The sequence below is a fragment of the Kluyvera ascorbata ATCC 33433 genome (assembly GCF_000735365.1).
Lineage (GTDB): Bacteria > Pseudomonadota > Gammaproteobacteria > Enterobacterales > Enterobacteriaceae > Kluyvera > Kluyvera ascorbata.
The window spans coordinates 16,027-36,245 of the sequence record NZ_JMPL01000005.1; the positions used below are offsets into that span (position 1 = coordinate 16,027).

Here is a 20,219-nt window from a genome sequence, read left to right on the forward strand (position 1 = left end):
CCCTTTTTTCAACTTCTGATGGATGCGAGTGATTGAACTCATACATTAATGTTTTCCCACGAAGTCTTTTTTCAGGTAAGCCTTCGCACATATCGGTAAATAGCTTGCCTGCTTTTATTTTTTCTGTCATCGACATGTTCATTTTTAACATTCCGTCCTGATAAGTTGGTCGGATAAGGCGCTCGCGCCGTATCCGACATTAATTTCTTAAGCGTCTTCATTCACCTGGCGACGCAGCAGGGAAAGTGGGCCGGGGCCGCTAAGCGTGAACACGGAAATTAAGGTGAAGCCCAGCGCCACCAGACCCAGCACCAGGTAAGCGCCCTGGAAACCGATGCTTTCATACATATTGCCCGCCAGAATAGACATAAAAATCATCGCCAGTTGCTTAAAGAAGCAGAAACAGACCAGATAAATCGTCGCTGAAAAACGCACTTCAAACTGGCTGGTAATATATTTAAAGCTGCCCACCAGCAGGAACGGTACTTCAAACATATGCAGCGTTTTCAGAATAACCACTTCCAGTGCTGAGGTAGCGAACGATGAGCCAATAATACGTACTGACATAATAGTGCCAGCCAGCAGCAGGGCGTTTTTCCCACCGATGCGATTAATGATCAGTGGCGCAAAAAACATAATCGAGGCGTTAAGTAATTCGCCCATTGTCGTTACGTAGCCAAATACCCGCGTACCCTGTTCACCGGTAGCAAAGAACGAAGTAAAGAAATTAGCAAACTGTTGGTCAAAAACATCGTAGGTGCAGGAAACGCCAATAACATACAGTGACAAAAACCACAGTTTTGGCTGTCTGAACAGTTCCAGCGCCAGCTTAAGGCTAAATGCCGAATGGTTGGCACCTACCGCATTGGCAACCGTGGCAGAAGAGGGCGCATCCGTTTTGGCGAAAAAGAGTAAAACGGCGAGGAGGAGTGCACAGCCAGAACCCAGCCAGAAAACAAACTGATTATTGATGGTGAACATGATGCCGACAATCGAGGCACACAGCGCCCAGCCAACACAGCCAAACATCCGCGCGCGACCAAATTCGAAATTACTGCGACGGCTGACTTTCTCGATAAATGCCTCTACTGCTGGCGCACCGGCGTTAAAACAAAAGCCTAGATAAATACCACCAACAATCGATCCTACTAAAATGTTGTATTGTAACAGTGGCCCGAAGATAAAAATAAAGAACGGCGCAAACATCACTAACATGCCGGTAATAATCCACAGCAGGTATTTGCGCAGCCCGAGTTTGTCAGAAAGCAGACCAAACAGCGGTTGGAATAATAGCGAGAACAGAGAAATAGCGGCAAAAATAATACCCGTATCACTTTTGCTGATATGGTTGATGTCATGTAGCCAAATCGGGAAAAACGGGAAGTAGGCTCCCATGATAAAAAAGTAAAAGAAAAAGAATAAACCGAACATCCAAAAGTTTGTGTTTTTTAAATAGTACATAATGGATTTCCTTACGCGAAATACGGGCAGACATGGCCTGCCCGGTTATTATTATTTTTGACACCAGAGCAACTGGTAATGGTAGCTACCGGCGCTAAGCTGGAATTCCGCCGACACTGACGGGCTCCAGGAGTCGTCGCCACCAATCCCCATATGGAAACCGTCGATATTCAGCCATGTGCCTTCTTCCGCGTGCAGCAGATGGCGATGGCTGGTTTCCATCAGTTGCTGTTGACTGTAGCGGCTGATGTTGAACTGGAAGTCGCCGCGCCACTGGTGTGGGCCATAATTCAATTCGCGCGTCCCGCAGCGCAGACCGTTTTCGCTCGGGAAGACGTACGGGGTATACATGTCTGACAATGGCAGATCCCAGCGGTCAAAACAGGCCGCAGTAAGGCGGTCGGGATAGTTTTCTTGCGGCCCTAATCCGAGCCAGTTTACCCGCTCTGCTACCTGCGCCAGCTGGCAGGTCAGGCCAATCCGCGCCGGATGTGGCGTATTGCTCGCCACTTCAACATCAACGGTAATCGCCATTTGACCACTTCCATCAATCCGGTAGGTTTTCCGGCTGATAAATAAGGTTTTCCCCTGATGCTGCCACGCGTGGACCGTGGTAATCAGCACCGCGTCGGCAAGCGTATCTGCCGTGCACTGCAACAACGCTGCTTCGGCCTGGTAATGGCCCGCCGCCTTCCAGCGTTCGACCCAGGCGTTAGGGTCAATGCGGGTCGCTTCACTTACGCCGTCGTTATCCAGCGGTGCGCGGGTGAACTGATCGCGCAGCGGCGTCAGCAGTTGTTTTTTATCGCCAATCCACATCTGTGAAAGAAAGCCTGACTGGCGGTTAAATTGCCAACGCTTATTATCCAGCTCGATGCAAAAATCCGTTTCGCTGGTGGTCAGTTGCGGGATGGCGTGGGGCGCGGAGGGGAGTGTCACGCTGAGGTTTTCCGCCAGACGCCACTGCTGCCAGGCGCTGATGTGTCCGGCTGCTGACCATGTGGTCGCGTTCGGTTGCACTACGTGAACCGTTAGCCAGAGTTGTCCGGCGCTCTTCGGCTGCGGTAGTCCAGGCAGTTCAATCAACTGTTTACCTTGTGGAGCGACATCCAGAGGCACTTCACCGCTTGCCAGCGGCTTGCCATCCAGCGCCACCATCCAGTGCAGGAGCTCGTTATCGCTATGACGGAACAGGTATTCGCTGGTCACTTCGATGGTTCGCCCGGATAAACTGAACTGGAAAAACTGCTGCTGGTGTTTTGCTTCCGTCAGCGCCGGATGCGGCGTGCGGTCGGCAAAGACCAGACCGTTCATGCAGAACTGGCGATCATTCGGCGTATCGCCAAAATCACCGCCGTAAGCCGACCACGGATTGCCATTTTCATCATATTTAATCAGCGACTGATCCACCCAGTCCCAGACGAAGCCGCCCTGTAAACGGGGGTACTGACGAAACGCCTGCCAGTATTTAGCGAAGCCGCCAAGACTGTTACCCATCGCGTGGGCGTATTCGCAAAGGATCAGCGGGCGCGTCTCTCCAGGCAACGAAAGCCATTTTTTGATGGACCATTTCGGCACAGCCGGGAAGGGCTGGTCTTCATCCACGCGCGCGTACATCGGGCAAATAATATCGGTTGCGAAGGTGTCGGCTCCGCCGCCTTCATACTGTACCGGGCGGGAAGGATCGACAGATTTGATCCAGCGATAGAGTGCGTCGTGATTAGCGCCGTGGCCTGATTCATTCCCCAGCGACCAGATGATCACACTCGGGTGATTACGATCGCGCTGCACCATTCGCGTTACGCGTTCGCTCATCGCGGGTAGCCAGCGCGGATCATCGGTCAGACGATTCATTGGCACCATGCCGTGGGTTTCAATGTTGGCTTCATCCACCACATACAGGCCGTAGTGGTCGCACAGCGTGTACCACAGCGGATGGTTCGGATAATGCGAACAGCGCACGGCGTTAAAGTTGTTCTGCTTCATCAGCAGGATATCCTGCACCATCGTCTGCTCATCCATGACCTGACCATGCAGAGGATGATGCTCGTGACGGTTAACGCCGCGAATCAGCAACGGCTTGCCGTTCAGCAGCAGCAGACCATTTTCAATCCGCACCTCGCGGAAACCGACATCGCAGGCTTCTGCTTCAATCAGCGTGCCGTCGGCGGTGTGCAGTTCAACCACCGCACGATAGAGATTCGGGATTTCGGCGCTCCACAGTTTCGGGTTTTCGACGTTCAGACGTAGGGTGACGTGATCGGCATAACCACCACGCTCATCGATAATTTCACCGCCGAAAGGCGCGGTGCCGCTGGCGACCTGCGTTTCACCCTGCCACAAAGAAACCGTCACCCGCAGCTCATCGCGCAGCTCGCCGTACATCTGAACGTCTGCCTCCAGTACAGCGCGGCTGAAATCATCATTAAAGTGAGTGGCTACATGGAAATCGCTGATTTGCGTGCTCGGTTTATGCAGCAACGAGACGTCACGGAAAATGCCGCTCATCCGCCACATATCCTGATCTTCCAGATAACTGCCGTCACTCCAGCGCAGCACCATCACCGCGAGGCGGTTTTCTCCGGCGCGTAAAAATGTGCTCAGGTCAAATTCAGACGGCAAACGGCTGTCCTGGCCGTAACCGACCCAGCGCCCGTTGCACCACAGATGAAACGCCGAGTTAACGCCATCAAAAATAATTCGCGTCTGGCCTTCCTGTAGCCAGCTTTCATCAACATTAAATGTGAGCGAGTAACAACCCGTCGGATTCTCCGTGGGAACAAATGGCGGATTGACCGTAATGGGATAGGTCACGTTGGTGTAGATGGGCGCGTCGTAACCGTGCATCTGCCAGTTTGAGGGGACGACGACAGTATCGGCGACAGGAAGATCGCACTCCAGCCAGCTTTCCGGAACCGCTTCTGGTGCCGGAAACCAGACAAATTGCCACTCACCATTCAGGCTGCGCGACTCTTGGGAAGGGCGATCGGTGCGAGCCTCTTCGCTATTACGCCAGCTGGCGAAAGGGGGATGTGCCGCAAGGCGATTAAGTTGGGTAACGCCAGGGTTTTCCCAGTCACGACGTTGTAATACGACGGCCAGTGAATCCGTAATCATTGTCATAGTTGTATCCTGTGTGAATTGCTATCCGCTCACATTTTCGCATAACATACGAGCCGGACACATAGAGTGTAAAGCCTGGGGTGCCTAATGAGTGAGCTGACTCACATTAATTGCGTTGCGCTCACTGCCCGCTTTCAAGTCGGGAAACTTGTCGTGCCAGCTGCATTAAGGAATCTGCCAACGTGCGGGGAGAGGTGGTTTGCGTATTGGGCGGTAGGGTGGTTTTTCTTTTCACCAGTGAGACGGGCAACAGCTGATTGCTCTTCACCGCCTGGCCCTGAGAGAGTTTCAGCAAGCGGTCCACGCTAGTTTTCCCCAGCAGGCGAAAATCCTGTTTGATGGTGGTTAACGGCGGGATATAACACGAGCTGTCTTCGGTATCGTCGTATCCCACTACCGAGATATCCGCACCAACGCGCAGCCCGGACTCGGTAATAGCGCGCATTGCGCCCAGCGCCATCTGATCGTTGGCAACCAGCATCGCAGTGGGAACGATGCCCTCATTCAGCATTTGCATAGTTTGTTGAAAACCGGACATGGCACTCCAGTCGCCTTCCCGTTCCGCTATCGGATGAATTTGATTGCGTGTGAGATATTTATGCCAGTCCGCCAGACGCAGACGCGCCGAGACAGAACTTAATGGACCGGCTAACAACGCGATTTGCTGGTGACCCAATGCGATCAGATGCTCCACGCCCAGTCGCGTACCGTCTTCATGGGAAAAATAATACTGTTGATGGGAGTCTGGTCAGAGACATCAAGAAATAGGGCCGGAACATTAGCGCAGGCAGCTTCCACAGCAATGGCATCCTCGTCATCCAGCGGATAGTTAATGATCAGACCACTGACGCGTTGCGCGAGAAGGTTATGTACCGCCGCTTTACAGGCTTCGACGCTGCTTCGTTCTACCATCGACACCACCACGCTGGCACCCAGTTGATCGGCGCGAGATTTAATCGCCGCGACAATTTGCGACGGCGCGTGCAGGGCCAGACTGGAGGTAGCAACGCCAATCAGCAACGACTGTTTGCCCGCCAGTTGTTGTGCCACGCGGTTGGGAATGTAGTTCAGCTGCGCCATCGCCGCTTCCACCTTTTCCCGCGTTTTCGCAGAGACGTGGCTGGCCTGGTTCATCACGCGGGAAACGGTCTGATAAGAGACACCGGCATACTCTGCGACATCGTATAGCGTTACTGGTTTCACATTTACCACCCTGAATTGACTCTCTTCGGGTGCTATCATGCCATACCACGAAATGTTTTGCGCCATTCGGAGGGGGCACGCCGAAGTGAGATTCAAAATGCCGACGTCAGTTCACAGGTGGGTAATGATACCAACGTGTTGATTTCGTATTTTCACTGACACCAGGATCATCCTGATGTTACAAGGATTGAATGACTACAGATTAAAATAGTCATCAACAGGTTGACAGCATTACCCAGAATATCGCAGCCTGGCTTAAGTCATCCATTTAATTATTAATCAAGGGATTATCAATGAAAAATATCATGACGTTATTCCTCTCTATAATCCTGCCTTTTTCAGTCTGTGCTCAAACCGTGACGGCAACAGGCGATACACTGGAGCAGACGGAAGAAAAAATTCGCCAGCAGGCTGACAAGCAGGGTGACAGGTATTATAATATTACCGAAGCCCGCATGGGAAATAAAGTACATATCACAGCAGAAATCCTGCCGAAATAAATAGTTCGGGGTAATACTGCCCCCTGATTTTACAGGTATGGATATTGACGCGGTCAAAGATATTAATATCAATATTACATGCTGAAGGTTTTTATTTTTGATTCATTAATAACTTTATAAACTATCATGGGTGGGGAACTGCGAGTTACCCGTACATGGGGTCCGCTTGGAAAACGGAAAATATCCTACGCTAAGCCTCTTTTTTGTACAGACTGACATCAACTGTGCGTAACGGTCGATATTTACCGGATCCCAGCTTAAGATTATTACGCCAGATGTAATCTCCGCTCAGGTTGATATGCTCCCAGCCCAGAGGGGACAGGTGAGAAACCAACGGCTCATTAATCTGGAGCCCCTTTCGTTTTAGTGATTCGATGGCCCTTTCTATATACACCGTGTTCCACAACGTGATCGCCGCAGTCAACAGCGTCAGCCCGCTGGCGCGATAGCTTTGATTTTCCAGCCCCCTGTCTCTTATTTCGCCCAACCGGTGCATAAAAACGGCCCGCGCAAGCGCATTGCGGGCTTCACCCTTATTTAAACCGGCTTGCACACGACGACGCAGGGCCGGATCGCGAAACCAGTCCAGCATAAACAACGTTCGCTCGATACGGCCAATTTCCCGTAACGCTTTTGCCAGGCCGTTTTGTTTGGGGTAGCTGGCCAACTTTTTTAACATCAGCGAGGCGGTTACCGTGCCCTGCTTGATCGAGGTCGCCAGGCGCAGTACCTCATTCCAGTGTGTCTCAATTTCTTTGAGATTCAGACTGGTCGTGGATATGATTGACTGAAGCCCAGAATATTTTTCCGCCTTTCCATGAATGAATAGCCGTTTGTCATGGAGATCCCGGATCCTTGGTGCAAATGCAAACCCAAGTAGATGCATTAGCGCAAAAACATGTTCAGTGAAACCCGCTGTATCGGTGTAATGCTCCGTAATTTCCAGGTCGCTTTCGTGATAGAGCAACCCATCCAGCACATGGGTAGAGTCCCTGACCCGGCTGATCACTTTGGTATAAAATGGGCTGTATTGGTCTGATATATGTGTATAAACCTGCACGCCGGGTTCCTGACCGTACTTTAAATTCACCTGTCCGGCATAGCGGCCATGACTTCCGACTCGAAAATTCTGGCCGTCGGAGGATGACGTTGTACCGTCCCCCCATGATGCTGCCAGTGGGCACTTTTTTTGTGCATTCACTAGTTCGGCAAGCGCGGCTGCATACGTTTCATCCCTGATGTACCATGCCTGAATGCTTTCCAGCGACGCTTTTGTGGTTCCCGGGCAGGATTCTGCCATTTTAGTCAGCCCCAGGTTGATACCATCTGCCAGGATGGTGGTCAGCAACAGCTTTTTGTCTTTTGGTCTGACGTGATTATTTTTGAGGTGAGTAAAGTGGCGGGTAAATCCCGTCCAACTGTCCACTTCATCTAATATCTCGGTAATTTTTGGGTGCGGCAGCATGCCGTAAACCAGGTCGGCAAACGGTGATACAATCGAAGGAACGCTGTTATCAAGAGGCGTGACCTTCACACCTTTGTCCGATATATCAACATCAGGCAAATCACCGGCAATCGCCATCGCATTGACCTCTTCCAGTCGCGACGCCAGCAGTGTCATACGGGAGTGAAGGTATTCCTGGCAGTCTGTCGGAATGGCAAGCTGTAACTGTTTCTCTTTGAGTGATTTTTCAAAATCAGCAGGAGGAATGAGGTAATCGTCAAAATTCCTGTAGCGTCGTGATCCTCTAACCCAGATATCACCAGATCGCAATGCGCCTTTCAGCTCATTCAGTACACAGAATTCATAATACCGGCGATCGATACCCGATGGCGTTATTACCAACTTTTTCCAGCTCTCAGGGATAAACTTTACTGGCGCTGTTGACGGAACCTTGCGGAGTTGTTTGCGGTACATTTCTCTGACGGTATCCAGCGCATCACCGAGTGGCAGTGCTGAAGGGGCTGCACTGAACTGCAATGCAGACAACATACGGGGCGCATATTTACGCAGCGTGCTGTATTTTTCGGTGATCAGATGAAGCGGATCAAAATTATCCTTTCGGGCCAGAAACTGTGTTTCCTCCAGACTGGTGATAAATTCCGGCCAGGGAAGTACGTCTTCTATCGCCGCCCAGGGATCTTCTCCTGACTCCCGTGCGTTTAGCAGCGCCTGCCCAACAGTAAGATATTGCCTTAACTTGCTCTGGATGAGTTTTCCTGTTTTCTGAAGCCGTTCGGCTTGTGTGCGCTTTGCCCTGCTGAACAAGCTACCCAGGATACGTTCGTGTAGTTCGATGATTTCATCGGTAAGCGTTGCCCTTGCTTCTGAGATAATACAAACCAGCACGGCATAACGACGTGTGCCGGAGAATTTTGCCAGGTCCCTGCTACTCATTTTCCGGCCTTCGCGAGCCAGTTTCAGCAGTCGGTTCTGGTGAACGGAAAGCGTAATACCTTCCGGCAGTGCCAACCCCTCAATGGCATTCAACCGATCAATATGTTGCAGCACGTTTTTACCGTTAATCTTACCCGGGGGCTGAAGCAGCCAGGCAAGACGGGAAAGTTGCTCATCACCTGATGCAAGCAGATTATCCAGTGCTGTTTTATGTCGTTGTTCCAGTTGCGTCGTCAGTGTAGAAAATACGGCTCTGTCTGCAAGTGTTGCGGCTTCAGCAAGGGTTCGCTCCATCACATCAACGGAAGGGAAAATAACGTTGTTGTTGTGCAACCAAGCGAGCATCTCTTCAGCAAGAATCAGGCCTTTGTCGGTCCGCATGGCGTGCGGATATAAATGGCGGATGCATGTTTTTTGCAATGACCTGTTGAAAGGCACTAATCCCAAGTAGCGATAGAGTTCGGCAAGATGCTCCCAACGGGTTTCCTCCCTCGTTGCGTACTCTCGCCATAAATCAGGTTGAAGTTTCAATCTCTCTGCCACTCTGGACATAACGCCATCGTGAGGGAGACTGTTTTTGTCTGGAGTAAAACCCGGCCCTCGCAGATAACAGAGTAAAACGGCAAAGCCCAGGCGGTTAGCGGGTCTCCGGTGTTTGTTGATGAGGACCAGATCCTGCTCACTTAAAAAGCACATCCTGGTTAGCAGAATGTCATCATCCGGCACAATCAGTAAGCGTTCTTTTTCATCACTGCTCAGTATCTGTCGCCGTGGCATAAATGCTCTCCCTGCATACGGACGCTGTCCGCTTGGACGTTCAAAATATACGCATCAAGAACATGCTTTGAGTTTAACAATGCGTATAACCGTTCGTTCTGAAACGCCACACAACCTTGCGGTATCACGGATGCTCTGCCTGTTTTTAACCCGAAGCTCTATGATTTTTTCATGCAATTGATGATCTGCCTGACGTCCCCGAAATTTACCGGCCACCTTGGCTTTCGCTATCCCTTCCTCTTGGCGCCGGCGACGATCCTGATAGTCTTTGCGAGCTATGGCGGCCAGCATATCAAGCATCATTCCGTTAATAGCCTTAAGTATTGCAAGGGTAAAGTCATCGCCAGCATGTGTTGCAAGAGCCATATGGCTCGTTGGGAGGTCAAGACTGACAACCACAAGGTGTTTTTCCTGGATAAGATGCTTTAGTTTTTGCCAGCCCTCTTCATCCAGGCGCGAAAGGCGATCAACCTGCTCGATGAGAATAATGTCACCAGGTGCAGCATCATCAAGTAACCGTAAAAGTTCTGGCCGTTGAAGTGATGCCCCGGATACATTTTCGGTGTACCAACTGGCCAGCCGAAATCCTTTTTCTTCAACAAAGGCTTTCATCCGATTTTTTGCTCGGAGAGCATCCTGTTCTTTTGTTGATGCGCGGAGGTAACCATGAATGTACATTTTTCACCCATTTATGACGTTTAAGTGATGATCATAATGTACGTGACAGATAGGTGATGATCCAAGGGGAAAATGGCGACACTTTAGGCTATGACACTGGGGTATACATTAATGGCACATTTAATCCATGATTGACCCTGTTTCAGTTTCGTTTATAGTAAGACGCTGTTTGCCTTGGCAGACTCCGCGGCCAGCCTTGAATATCTTCATCTGGTTTATCTGATCCCTGAAGGTGTACACACCGACCATCAAGGAGTAATAAAAACTACCATGCATATGACGCCACCCTGAGTTTTCCCCTTCTCTGTCGTTCTGAGTAACCCTCAGCGCGCACTCTTTAACATCCCGTCTGCGGATGTGCTTTACCGTATCTAAATTTTTTGCCCTTTACGGGCTGACTGTATTCAAAAACTGAGAAACGACTATGTTGCTGTCCTCGACGCGTAAGGACTGGCTGGGTAACGTCCGTGGAGACGTCCTCGCCGGTATTGTTGTCGCGCTCGCGCTTATCCCTGAAGCGATCGCCTTTTCCATCATCGCTGGTGTTGACCCGCAAGTTGGGCTCTACTCTGCGTTTTGTATCCCGCTGATAATCGCCATCTGTGGTGGTCGTCCAGGGATGATATCTTCGTCAACCGGTGCTATGGCATTGCTGATGGTCACCCTAGTGAAGGACCACGGCTTGCAGTATTTACTGGCAGCCACCGTTCTTACAGGTGTGATTCAGCTTATTGCGGGCTATCTGAAGCTTGGAAGCCTGATGCGCTATGTTTCCCGCTCGGTAGTTACCGGTTTTGTTAATGCGCTGGCGATCCTCATTTTCATGGCGCAGTTGCCGGAGTTGACCAACGTCACCTGGCACGTTTACGCCCTGACGGCGGCCGGTCTAGGCATTATTTATCTGTTCCCGTACCTCAATAAAACCATCCCCTCGCCGCTGGTCTGCATCGTCGTGCTGACCGGGATCTCCATGTGGCTGCATCTGGACGTACGCACTGTCGGCGACATGGGTAAGTTGCCGGACAGCCTGCCAGTATTTCTGTTACCCGATGTACCTCTCAATCTCGATACCCTATTAATCATTCTGCCTTATTCCGCCGGCCTTGCCGTGGTGGGGCTGCTTGAGTCAATGATGACCGCGACTATTGTGGATGACATGACCGATACACCGAGCGACAAGAACCGGGAATGCAAAGCACAGGGTATCGCCAACATTGGCGCCGCATTTATTGGCGGTATGGCTGGGTGCGCGATGATCGGTCAGTCGGTGATCAACGTGAAATCTGGGGGGCGTGGCCGCCTCTCCGCACTCACTGCGGGCGTTGTCCTGCTTTGTATGGTGGTTTTCCTGCGTGACTGGGTCTCACAAATCCCAATGGCGGCCCTGGTCGCGGTCATGATCATGGTCTCTATCGGTACCTTCTCCTGGGGGTCGATCGCTAACTTACGCAGCCATCCACTGTCAACCAGTGTCGTCATGCTGGCCACCGTGGTGGTAGTGGTCGCCACGCATAATCTGGCGTATGGCGTCTTAACCGGCGTTCTGATTGCCTCATTGAACTTTGCCACCAAAGTGGCCCGTTTTATGGCGGTGTCGTCCGAACTTAAAGCGTCAACGCGGATCTACACCGTAGCCGGTCAGGTGTTCTTTGCTTCTGCCGATCGGTTCATGAGCCACTTCGATTTTCGCGAAGCGGTGGAGCACGTAGTCATTGACGTCTCACATGCCCATTTCTGGGATATTACGTCGGTCAGCGCACTCGACAGGGTGGTTATTAAGTTCCGCCGTGAAGGCACGAACGTGGAAATCCGTGGAATGAATCAGGCTACCCGCACAATTGTTGACCGCTTCGGGGTGCATGACAAACCTGAAGAAGTGGAAAAATTAATGGGCGGCCATTAACAGTCAGGAGAACAGAGATGAACAATACCGTTATTGCCTGCGTTGACGGCTCACCGTCTACCCGACCTGTGTGCGAATACGCGGCCTGGGCCGCCAATCTGCTGGATGCGCCGCTGTCCCTGCTGCACGTACTGGAGAAAGACGTACATCCTGCCGTGTCAGATTTGACCGGAAGTATCGGCATTGATAGCCAGGCGCATCTCACCGAAGAGTTGGTGAAAGTTGAAGGAGAGCGTAACCGATTATTAATGGCACAGGGCAAAGCCATACTGGCTAGCTGTGCGAAGTTGCTGAATGATGCTGGTCATGCTGATGTTCAATTACTGCAAAAACATGGCGCGTTGGATGAAATCCTGGCTGATTTAGGGGATGTTCGCCTGATGGTGCTGGGCCGCCGTGGAACGCAGAACCCGGTTGGCAGCCACCTGGAAAGCATTATTCGCCTGCAGAAAAAACCGGTACTTATCGTGCCGGAGGCTTATTCTCCACCATCCAAAGTTATGTTCGCCTATGATGGCAGCGATGAGAGTCGCAAAAACCTGACGCGCCTGACACTTAGCCCGCTACTCAATGGCCTGGTTTGCCACCTCGTGATGGTTAAGGGGGATACACGAGCCTTGCAGGAAGCACAGAGTGTGCTGCAAGCAGCTGGCATCGCGACCGAAAGCCACCTACTGGAAGGTACATCCGTTGCTGAGGCGCTCTGCCGTCACGCTAATGAAAACGACATTAACCTGATTGTGATGGGTGCCTATGGCCATTCGCCATTGCGGCGATTCTTTATCGGCAGCAACACCACCGCCATGTTGGAAAAAACACAAATCCCACTCTTAATGCTGAGGTGATTATTGTCCCCGGAAATAACTCCGGGGACAAATAAATACATTCAATTTACTGGAGTGAACATGAAACATGAAATTGCGGTGAGTGTAATAATCCCCGTTTACAACGCAGAAAAAACCATCAAATCCTTGATCGAAGATATCTTATTAGAAGACAGGATCAACATTGAAGTTATTATCGTTAACGATGGTTCCTCAGACAACACGTCAACGATAATTAACTCCATAAAGGATGGCAGAGTTCAAGTTATTGAACAAAATAATAAAGGTGTATACGCGGCCAGAAATAATGGATTAGACAAGCATAAAGGCCAGTGGGTCATGTTTCTGGATGCCGATGACGATGTGTCTGAAGGATTCATTTATAACAGGTACATCCAGGCTTCCAGCCATAATGCCGATGTGCTTTTGTCCAATGCCTGGAAGCTTTGGCATGAAAGCGATAATAAAAAACCTGTACATACCAACCAACCTTATGATGAAATTTTATCCGGCAATGCGTGGGTAAGTCACGCAGTAAAAGTCAGGGAATGGCCACATTACTTTTGGTTACAGATAGTTAGATCTGACTATATGGGGTCGTCTCAGAAAACGGAAAATAAAGCACGCTAAGCGTGCGTGGAGGCTGGCACCCAGCGGTACAGCGTCGGAATGGACACGCCGAGGTTCTTGGCCACGTCCTTGGGCGGCACCCCGCTGGCCAGCAGCTTCTTGGCCGACTCGATCTTGCTGTCGGTCATCTTCGGCTTGCGGCCGCCTTTGCGGCCGAGCTGCTTGGCGACTTCCAGCCCGGCGCGGGTGCGCTCGACGGTCAGCTCGCGCTCCATTTCGGCAAGGCTCGCCATGACGTGGAAGAAGAACCGCCCGGATGGTGTGCCGGTGTCGATGGAGTCGGTGAGGCTCCTGAACTGGACACCGTGCTTGTGCAGATCGCCGACCAGATCGACCAGTTGCTTGACCGACCGGCCCAGCCGGTCGAGCTTCCAGACGACCAAAGTATCGCCTTCGCGCAGCATTTCGAGCGTCTTGGCCAAGCCAGGCCGGTCTGCCCGCGTGCCACTCACCTTGTCCTCGAAGACCTTTTTACATCCGGCCTTGCTCAAGGCTTCGCGTTGCAGCTCCAGGTTCTGATCCTGCGTCGAGACGCGCGCATAGCCAATCAACATGGCTTGTCTCGCGCCCGGTCGATGCGTTCCTGCATCGCCTGCATCACTTCTTCGTGGGTGTACGATCTGGCGTTGGCGTCGGTGGCTTGCCGCAGGGCTTCCTCAACCTCGCGCGTCATCCGCTCGTAATCCTCCGGCCACAGCGCTTGCTCCATGCGCAGCGACGCCTGACCCAGCAGGTGCAGCAGGCTGAACAGCCGCATGTCGTTGGTGGCGACGATGCGCTCCCGAATCTGCTCCTGAATAGCTTCGCTAGCCCGATGCGCTTGTGGTGTGGCAGTCCCCTCGTAGTCAGCGGGGAATTCCGCTTCCTCGGCAATCCTTGCCCAGGCGCTGGCCAGCGCCTCGATGGTTGACGTGCTCATTTCCGCCGCTCCTGTGCTCTTTGGCGAATCAACCGGCCAAGGGGCCTCGACGCGAAAACCAGCAGCATCACGCCTATCGGATACCAGGTCGAGAAGACCACCAAGGCATCGAAGGCTGGCCGTCCGGTGTTGGTAGGCAGTACGGCGGTCACAGCCATCAACCCGCCGACCGTCCAGATGATGCGCCACACGTAGGGCATCACGCGGGGCACGTAGCCGTCATCGAAAGCGGTCTGGTAGTAGCGGCGCAGGCCGCGCTCGGCAAGCGCCTGGCGCTGCCGCTCCGACAGCGCATCCGTCCGGCCATACCAGCGCCGGAATGGTGGACAGCGCAGCAGCAAAGGGGTGAAGAGGATCATCACCGCCACGATCGCGACACCCCACGCCATGACGGCGCCGGCATCGGGCCGCTTGGCGTTCTCGATCACGGGCGCGAAGACGCCCGGAGCACCGATCATCCAGAACAGCGCAATGTGCTGATGGAAGGAGAGCTTCATTTGCTCATCCACTTGCGCAGCAGGCGCTTTTTCAGGGAGGCGCGTTCTTGCGGGTTGCGTCCCTTGTGATTGGCGATGCGATCCGCCGTGGCGGCCTGGCGCTTGACGGGCCAGTAGGAGCGGCCATCCTTGCCCATCGACCAGACGCTGCTGGCCTGGTTTTCCAGCAGGGGCAGATGGGCGCTCAGGGCTTCGGGCGACGCGCTGGTCAGCGCCGTGCGCTCACGGGTGCGCCAGCGCTGATGCCAGAGCTTCTTGTCCTCGCGCTCGCTGCCGCAGGTCGTGTGCCCGACGATGGGTGTTTTGCGGCGGCTGCGGCTCATAACGTAGTGGTCTCCAAGAACATTCAGGACTGATCCCAGGCGTCGATGGTCAAGACCTGATCGGCAGGACAGGCGGCTACGCGGTCGGGAACTGGATGGTGTTCAGTCTCATGCCGACCCCATTCGATTGATCGCGTCGCTTGCGGCACGCTGCGACGCAAGGAGGTTTGCGACCTGGTTTAGCAGCCGTGTCCGCTGCATGTCTGTTACCTATCTCCCCGACCGCTCATTGGACCAACTCCAGAGATTGGGCTCTATCGCTCAGCCAATACGAAACCGGCATTGGCTGATGCCACAACCGAGACTAACACAAATGGCTCGGTACCTGTATTTCGCGCCCCGTGCACTTGGCCCGGTCTTGCCACGGCTATCTCACCTTCCCTGAGGGCACGAACAATCCCATTGCCCTGAAAGTAATCAGCCATTCCCGACAAAACAGTCCACGTGTCTTGGCCGTGAGGATGAATGTGAGCCGCAATTTCCTGCCCGGGATGGACATGCCAAACCACGATAATTGAGTCTCGGGTTTCAAGCACAACGGAACGAATAGGCTCGCCTTCGGACGGCTGAACATACTCGGCTACAGAAAATATTCTCGATTCAACAGTCATCGGAGATCCCTCTTTCACAGTTGTCGTTACGGTCTTCATCGTCGGCATCCTGACGCACGGCGGGCAATTGCTGGAGCAACGCCGGCAGCCATTCCTGTACCGTCTCCCACACCACATCGAGGTTGATGTCGAAATAGCCGTGAGCCATGCGATTACGCATATTGCGCATGCTGCGCCACGGCACGTCGGCATGCGCCTGGGTGAACTCGACGTAGCCATCCATCACCTTTGTGGCCGCCTCGCCGATGACGATCAGGCTCATGATGACGGCCTGCTGGGTGCGCTTGTCGGCCAAGAAGTCGTCCTTGGCCATCCCTTCCACGAAGCTGCGCGCATCGGTTGCGGCCTGCTGAATGTGGTCGAGGTAATCGGGCAGGCGGTTCTCGCTCATATCGGTTGCGCCTCCGCGAGCACCTTGGCCCGGAACTTCGGCGGCAGGTCGCCGGGAGTCAGCAGATCGACGTCAACGCCGAGCAGCGATTTCAGTTCTTCTTCCAAATCGCCCAAGTCCAACAACGTGGCACCGGGCAGCGCATCGACCAACAGGTCGAGGTCGCTGCCATCCCGGTCGGTGCCATGCAGCACCGAGCCGAAGACGCGCGGGTTCGCGGCGCGAAAGCGGCCTACCGCTTCACGCACTGCGCTTCGCTTCATGTCAAGCACAACAGACGGTCGCATGCGCATCCTTTCTTATCGAAACTCGTTGAGATGATATGCAATCAAGAATAGAATTTCAAGAACTATTTTCGAGAATCGCAATGCCTTGATTCCCGTGCCGCGCCGGTTGCCTTGGCGGGCTTGTCACAAACCTACGTTTTCAAGAAGAAGGAAACCGCATGCCCCGCCGTTCGATCCTCTCCGCCGCCGAGCGCGAAAGCCTGCTGGCGTTGCCGGACACCAAGGATGAGTTGATCCGTCACTACACGTTCAGCGAAAGCGACCTCTCCATCATCCGGCAGCGGCGCGGCCCGGCCAATCGGCTGGGCTTCGCGGTGCAGCTCTGCTACCTGCGCTTTCCCGGCGTCATCCTTGGCGCTGATGAGCCACCGTTCCCGCCATTGCTGAGACTGGTCGCCAACCAGCTCAAGGTCGGCATCGAAAGCTGGGACGAGTACGGGCAGCGTGAGCAGACCCGACGCGAGCACCTGGTCGAGCTGCAAACGGTGTTCGGCTTCCAGCCGTTCACGATTGGCCACTACCGGCAGGCTGTCCAGTTGCTGACCGAGCTGGCCATGCAAACCGACAAGGGCATCGTGCTGGCCAGAGCCTTGATCGAGCACCTGCGGCGGCAGTCGGTCATTGTGCCCGCCCTCAACGCCGTCGAGCGGGCGAGCGCCGAAGCGATTACCCGCGCCAACCGGCGTCTCTACGACGCCTTGGCTGAGCCGCTGACGGACGTGCATCGCCGTCGCCTCGACGATCTGCTCAAGCGCCGCGACAACGGCAAGACGACGTGGCTGGCCTGGCTGCGGCAATCCCCGGTCAAACCGAACTCGCGGCACATGCTGGAACACATCGAACGCCTCAAGGCGTGGCAGGCGCTCGACCTGCCCTCCGGCATCGAGCGGCTGGTTCACCAGAACCGGCTGCTCAAGATCGCCCGCGAGGGCGGCCAGATGACGCCCGCCGACCTGGCGAAGTTCGAGCCGCAGCGGCGTTACGCGACCCTGGTGGCGCTCGCCATCGAGGGCATGGCCACCGTCACCGACGAAATCATCGACCTGCATGACCGCATCCTGGGCAAGCTGTTCAATGCCGCCAAGAACAAGCATCAGCAGCAGTTCCAGGCATCCGGCAAGGCGATCAATGCCAAGGTGCGGCTGTTCGGGCGCATCGGCCAGGCGCTGATCGAGGCCAAGCAAGCGGGCCGCGATCCGTTCGCCGCCATCGAGGCCGTCATGTCCTGGGATGCTTTCGCCGAGAGCGTCACCGAAGCGCAGCGGCTCGCGCAACCCGAGGACTTCGATTTCCTGCACCGCATCGGCGAGAGCTACGCCACGCTGCGCCGCTACGCGCCGGAATTTCTCGACGTGCTCAAGTTGCGGGCCGCGCCCGCCGCCAAGGACGTACTCGACGCCATCGAGGTGCTGCGCAGCATGAACAGCGACAACGCCCGCAAGGTGCCCACCGACGCGCCGACCGAGTTCATCAAGCCGCGCTGGCAGAAGCTGGTGATGACCGACACCGGCATCGACCGGCGCTACTACGAACTGTGCGCGCTGTCGGAGCTGAAGAACGCGCTGCGCTCCGGCGACATCTGGGTGCAAGGCTCGCGCCAGTTCAAGGACTTCGAGGACTACCTGGTGCCGCCCGCGAAATTCGCCAGCCTCAAGCAGGCCAGCGAATTGCCGCTGGCCGTGGCCACCGATTGCGACCAGTACCTGCATGACCGGCTGACGCTGCTGGAAACGCAGCTCGCCACCGTCAACCGCATGGCGCTGGCCAACGAGCTGCCGGACGCCATCATCACGGAGTCGGGCCTGAAGATCACGCCGCTCGATGCGGCGGTGCCCGATACCGCACAGGCCCTGATCGACCAGACGGCGATGATCCTACCGCACGTCAAGATCACCGAATTGCTGCTGGAGGTAGACGAATGGACGGGCTTCACCCGGCACTTCGCCCACCTGAAGTCAGGCGACCTGGCCAAGGACAAAAACCTGTTGCTGACCACGATCCTCGCCGACGCGATCAACCTGGGCCTGACCAAGATGGCGGAATCGTGCCCCGGCACGACCTACGCCAAGCTGGCCTGGCTGCAAGCCTGGCACATCCGCGACGAAACCTACGGGGCGGCACTGGCCGAGCTGGTCAACGCGCAGTTCCGACATCCCTTCGCCGGGCATTGGGGCGACGGCACCACGTCATCGTCGGACGGCCAGAACTTCCGCACCGGCAGCAAGGCCGAGAGCACCGGCCACATCAATCCGAAATACGGCAGCAGCCCAGGGCGGACGTTCTACACCCATATCTCCGACCAGTACGCGCCGTTCCACACCAAGGTCGTGAACGTCGGCGTGCGCGACTCGACCTACGTGCTCGACGGCCTGCTGTATCACGAATCCGACCTGCGGATCGAGGAGCACTACACCGACACGGCAGGGTTCACGGACCACGTCTTCGCGTTGATGCACCTGCTGGGCTTCCGCTTCGCCCCGCGCATTCGTGACCTGGGCGACACCAAGCTCTACATCCCGAAGGGCGATGCCACCTACGAGGCGTTGAAACCGATGATCGGCGGCACGCTCAACATCAAGCACGTCCGCGCCCATTGGGATGAAATCCTGCGGATGGCCACCTCGATCAAGCAGGGCACGGCGACGGCCTCGCTGATGCTCAGGAAGCTTGGCAGCTACCCGCGCCAGAACGGCCTGGCCGTCGCCCTGCGTGAGCTGGGACGCATCGAGCGCACACTGTTCATCCTGGACTGGCTGCAAAGCGTCGAGCTGCGCCGCCGCGTGCATGCCGGGCTGAACAAAGGCGAGGCGCGCAACGCGCTGGCCCGCGCCGTGTTCTTCAACCGCCTGGGGGAAATCCGCGACCGCAGCTTCGAGCAGCAGCGCTACCGGGCCAGCGGCCTCAACCTGGTGACGGCGGCCATCGTGCTATGGAACACGGTCTATCTGGAGCGGGCCGCGAACGCCTTGCGTGGCCACGGTCAAGCCGTCGATGACGGCCTGTTGCAGTACCTGTCGCCGCTCGGCTGGGAGCACATCAACCTGACCGGCGATTACCTCTGGCGCAGCAGCGCCAAGATCGGCGCGGGCAAGTTCAGGCCGCTACGGCCGCTGCAACCGGCTTAGCGTGCTTTATTTTCCGTTTTCTGAGACGACCCCTATATCAGGAATAACAATCTGTCATTTCATGATGGCCGGAGTCATAAAGATATTTTATGGACGATGGAATTGGCGTTGGCAAATGGGCGTTTCTACATATCAAAAGATATGGACTACACCTACAAGTACAATAATGAATCCATCACAAATCGCGGTGATTATTTCGACGTCAGAGCAGAATGCTATATTGATGTAATATCTAAAACCATCGGCCACGCAAAGTCGAAAAAAATAATGATTTGAGCGTATCGCTGTTTAGGCATGCCCTATATGAGGCCAGACACTTCCTTGGTTTATATAGAAAAAAGGTGAGGGGCAAATAAAAAATAAGGAGGTTATTTGTTAAAAAAATAGCATATAGAGATTTAGTAAAAGGTGTATATAGCCTTAGTGATATTTTCTTTTTACTAAAAGTTTTCGTAAAAACAAAAAAATTCACTGATGCTAGCCCGAAATTAAAATGGATAATTATATTTCTATTGGCTTAACATGGGGAATACTTATCTCGCTGCGAATGCCGTAGTTAATCCAGCGAT

16 protein-coding genes and 2 pseudogenes are annotated in these 20,219 nt (G+C 54.3%); 5 read left to right on the forward strand and 13 right to left on the reverse strand.

From position 1 onward, the window contains the following. Position 1 precedes the first annotated feature (1 nt). The 4 genes and pseudogenes from GKAS_RS23590 to lacI form a co-directional block, all read right to left on the reverse strand. Positions 2-142, reverse strand: a pseudogene (locus tag GKAS_RS23590) (maltose acetyltransferase domain-containing protein); the annotation flags it as partial. A gap of 65 nt (positions 143-207) precedes the next feature. After that, complete coding sequence (lacY, locus tag GKAS_RS02460) at positions 208-1,461, reverse strand: lactose permease (protein WP_035891885.1); 1,254 nt, start codon at positions 1,459-1,461, stop codon at positions 208-210. Positions 1,462-1,512: 51 nt separating this feature from the next. After that, positions 1,513-4,584 carry a beta-galactosidase gene (lacZ, locus tag GKAS_RS02465; protein WP_017145107.1) on the reverse strand — a complete coding sequence of 1,024 codons (3,072 nt, stop codon included), beginning with the start codon at positions 4,582-4,584 and terminating at the stop codon, positions 1,513-1,515. 121 nt (positions 4,585-4,705) lie between these two features. After that, positions 4,706-5,787, reverse strand: a pseudogene (lacI, locus tag GKAS_RS02470) (DNA-binding transcriptional repressor LacI). 293 nt (positions 5,788-6,080) lie between these two features. Between lacI and GKAS_RS02475 the strand changes: the two are divergent. After that, positions 6,081-6,287: a YdgH/BhsA/McbA family protein gene (locus GKAS_RS02475; protein ID WP_016809494.1), complete on the forward strand. Its 207-nt coding sequence runs from the start codon at positions 6,081-6,083 to the stop codon at positions 6,285-6,287. Between the two features lie 190 nt (positions 6,288-6,477). Here GKAS_RS02475 and GKAS_RS02480 read toward each other — a convergent pair whose 3' ends face one another. Both GKAS_RS02480 and GKAS_RS02485 read right to left on the reverse strand, forming a co-directional pair. Beyond that, positions 6,478-9,462: a Tn3 family transposase gene (locus GKAS_RS02480; RefSeq protein ID WP_016809495.1), complete on the reverse strand. Its 2,985-nt coding sequence runs from the start codon at positions 9,460-9,462 to the stop codon at positions 6,478-6,480. Positions 9,463-9,516: 54 nt separating this feature from the next. Continuing rightward, positions 9,517-10,140, reverse strand: a complete 624-nt coding sequence (locus tag GKAS_RS02485; RefSeq protein WP_016809496.1) for a recombinase family protein — start codon at positions 10,138-10,140, stop codon at positions 9,517-9,519. A 424-nt stretch (positions 10,141-10,564) separates the two neighbouring features. Between GKAS_RS02485 and GKAS_RS02490 the strand changes: the two genes are divergently transcribed. The 3 genes from GKAS_RS02490 to GKAS_RS02500 are packed head-to-tail and all read left to right on the forward strand — an operon-like array spanning position 10,565 to position 13,497. Beyond that, positions 10,565-12,043 carry a SulP family inorganic anion transporter gene (locus tag GKAS_RS02490; RefSeq protein ID WP_016809498.1) on the forward strand — a complete coding sequence of 493 codons (1,479 nt, stop codon included), beginning with the start codon at positions 10,565-10,567 and terminating at the stop codon, positions 12,041-12,043. A gap of 17 nt (positions 12,044-12,060) precedes the next feature. Further along, positions 12,061-12,888: a universal stress protein gene (locus GKAS_RS02495; RefSeq protein WP_016809499.1), complete on the forward strand. Its 828-nt coding sequence runs from the start codon at positions 12,061-12,063 to the stop codon at positions 12,886-12,888. 60 nt (positions 12,889-12,948) lie between these two features. Further along, positions 12,949-13,497: a glycosyltransferase gene (locus GKAS_RS02500; RefSeq protein ID WP_016809500.1), complete on the forward strand. Its 549-nt coding sequence runs from the start codon at positions 12,949-12,951 to the stop codon at positions 13,495-13,497. On the opposite strand, the gene GKAS_RS02505 is transcribed toward GKAS_RS02500, so the two are convergent. The 7 genes from GKAS_RS02505 to GKAS_RS02535 form a co-directional block, all read right to left on the reverse strand. Continuing rightward, the gene (locus GKAS_RS02505; protein ID WP_003100847.1) at positions 13,494-14,051 is read right to left on the reverse strand and encodes a recombinase family protein; all 558 of its coding nucleotides are present in this window, start codon (positions 14,049-14,051) and stop codon (positions 13,494-13,496) included. The genes GKAS_RS02500 and GKAS_RS02505 overlap by 4 nt on opposite strands. Further along, positions 14,045-14,416: a hypothetical protein gene (locus tag GKAS_RS02510; protein ID WP_003100853.1), complete on the reverse strand. Its 372-nt coding sequence runs from the start codon at positions 14,414-14,416 to the stop codon at positions 14,045-14,047. The genes GKAS_RS02505 and GKAS_RS02510 overlap by 7 nt, the downstream gene beginning before the upstream one ends. Next, positions 14,413-14,913, reverse strand: a complete 501-nt coding sequence (locus GKAS_RS02515) for a hypothetical protein (protein ID WP_003100856.1) — start codon at positions 14,911-14,913, stop codon at positions 14,413-14,415. Before GKAS_RS02515 ends, GKAS_RS02510 begins: the two co-directional genes overlap by 4 nt. After that, entirely contained in the window at positions 14,910-15,236 is a 327-nt protein-coding gene (locus tag GKAS_RS02520) for a hypothetical protein (protein WP_003100858.1), read from the reverse strand. The genes GKAS_RS02515 and GKAS_RS02520 overlap by 4 nt, the downstream gene beginning before the upstream one ends. Positions 15,237-15,490: 254 nt before the next feature. Next, a complete protein-coding gene (locus tag GKAS_RS02525) occupies positions 15,491-15,847 on the reverse strand; it encodes a cupin domain-containing protein (RefSeq protein WP_000215515.1) in 357 nt (118 codons plus the stop codon). Continuing rightward, positions 15,837-16,238 (reverse strand): HepT-like ribonuclease domain-containing protein, encoded by a 402-nt coding sequence (locus GKAS_RS02530; RefSeq protein ID WP_001293886.1) that lies wholly within the window; start codon positions 16,236-16,238, stop codon positions 15,837-15,839. Before GKAS_RS02530 ends, GKAS_RS02525 begins: the two co-directional genes overlap by 11 nt. Further along, positions 16,235-16,525, reverse strand: a complete 291-nt coding sequence (locus tag GKAS_RS02535; protein WP_001247892.1) for a nucleotidyltransferase family protein — start codon at positions 16,523-16,525, stop codon at positions 16,235-16,237. The genes GKAS_RS02530 and GKAS_RS02535 overlap by 4 nt, the downstream gene beginning before the upstream one ends. Positions 16,526-16,683: 158 nt before the next feature. Here GKAS_RS02535 and GKAS_RS02540 point away from each other — a divergent pair, with 158 nt between their 5' ends. Further along, positions 16,684-19,650, forward strand: coding sequence for a Tn3-like element ISPa38 family transposase (locus GKAS_RS02540; RefSeq protein WP_015065644.1), 2,967 nt, complete (start codon positions 16,684-16,686; stop codon positions 19,648-19,650). The last annotated feature ends 569 nt before the right edge of the window (positions 19,651-20,219 follow it).

Excerpts from the sequence above, each read along its gene's own strand:
- GKAS_RS02515 (WP_003100856.1), bottom strand. The coding sequence starts at position 14,913 with ATGAAGCTCTCCTTCCATCAGCACATTGCGCTGTTCTGGATGATCGGT.
- lacY (WP_035891885.1), bottom strand. The coding sequence starts at position 1,461 with ATGTACTATTTAAAAAACACAAACTTTTGGATGTTCGGTTTATTCTTT.
- GKAS_RS02495 (WP_016809499.1), top strand. The coding sequence starts at position 12,061 with ATGAACAATACCGTTATTGCCTGCGTTGACGGCTCACCGTCTACCCGA.
- GKAS_RS02485 (WP_016809496.1), bottom strand. The coding sequence starts at position 10,140 with ATGTACATTCATGGTTACCTCCGCGCATCAACAAAAGAACAGGATGCT.
- GKAS_RS02510 (WP_003100853.1), bottom strand. The coding sequence starts at position 14,416 with ATGAGCACGTCAACCATCGAGGCGCTGGCCAGCGCCTGGGCAAGGATT.
- GKAS_RS02535 (WP_001247892.1), bottom strand. The coding sequence starts at position 16,525 with ATGCGACCGTCTGTTGTGCTTGACATGAAGCGAAGCGCAGTGCGTGAA.
- GKAS_RS02475 (WP_016809494.1), top strand. The coding sequence starts at position 6,081 with ATGAAAAATATCATGACGTTATTCCTCTCTATAATCCTGCCTTTTTCA.
- GKAS_RS02480 (WP_016809495.1), bottom strand. The coding sequence starts at position 9,462 with ATGCCACGGCGACAGATACTGAGCAGTGATGAAAAAGAACGCTTACTG.
- GKAS_RS02520 (WP_003100858.1), bottom strand. The coding sequence starts at position 15,236 with ATGAGCCGCAGCCGCCGCAAAACACCCATCGTCGGGCACACGACCTGC.
- lacZ (WP_017145107.1), bottom strand. The coding sequence starts at position 4,584 with ATGACAATGATTACGGATTCACTGGCCGTCGTATTACAACGTCGTGAC.
- GKAS_RS02490 (WP_016809498.1), top strand. The coding sequence starts at position 10,565 with ATGTTGCTGTCCTCGACGCGTAAGGACTGGCTGGGTAACGTCCGTGGA.
- GKAS_RS02525 (WP_000215515.1), bottom strand. The coding sequence starts at position 15,847 with ATGACTGTTGAATCGAGAATATTTTCTGTAGCCGAGTATGTTCAGCCG.
- GKAS_RS02500 (WP_016809500.1), top strand. The coding sequence starts at position 12,949 with ATGAAACATGAAATTGCGGTGAGTGTAATAATCCCCGTTTACAACGCA.
- GKAS_RS02530 (WP_001293886.1), bottom strand. The coding sequence starts at position 16,238 with ATGAGCGAGAACCGCCTGCCCGATTACCTCGACCACATTCAGCAGGCC.
- GKAS_RS02540 (WP_015065644.1), top strand. The coding sequence starts at position 16,684 with ATGCCCCGCCGTTCGATCCTCTCCGCCGCCGAGCGCGAAAGCCTGCTG.
- GKAS_RS02505 (WP_003100847.1), bottom strand. The coding sequence starts at position 14,051 with ATGTTGATTGGCTATGCGCGCGTCTCGACGCAGGATCAGAACCTGGAG.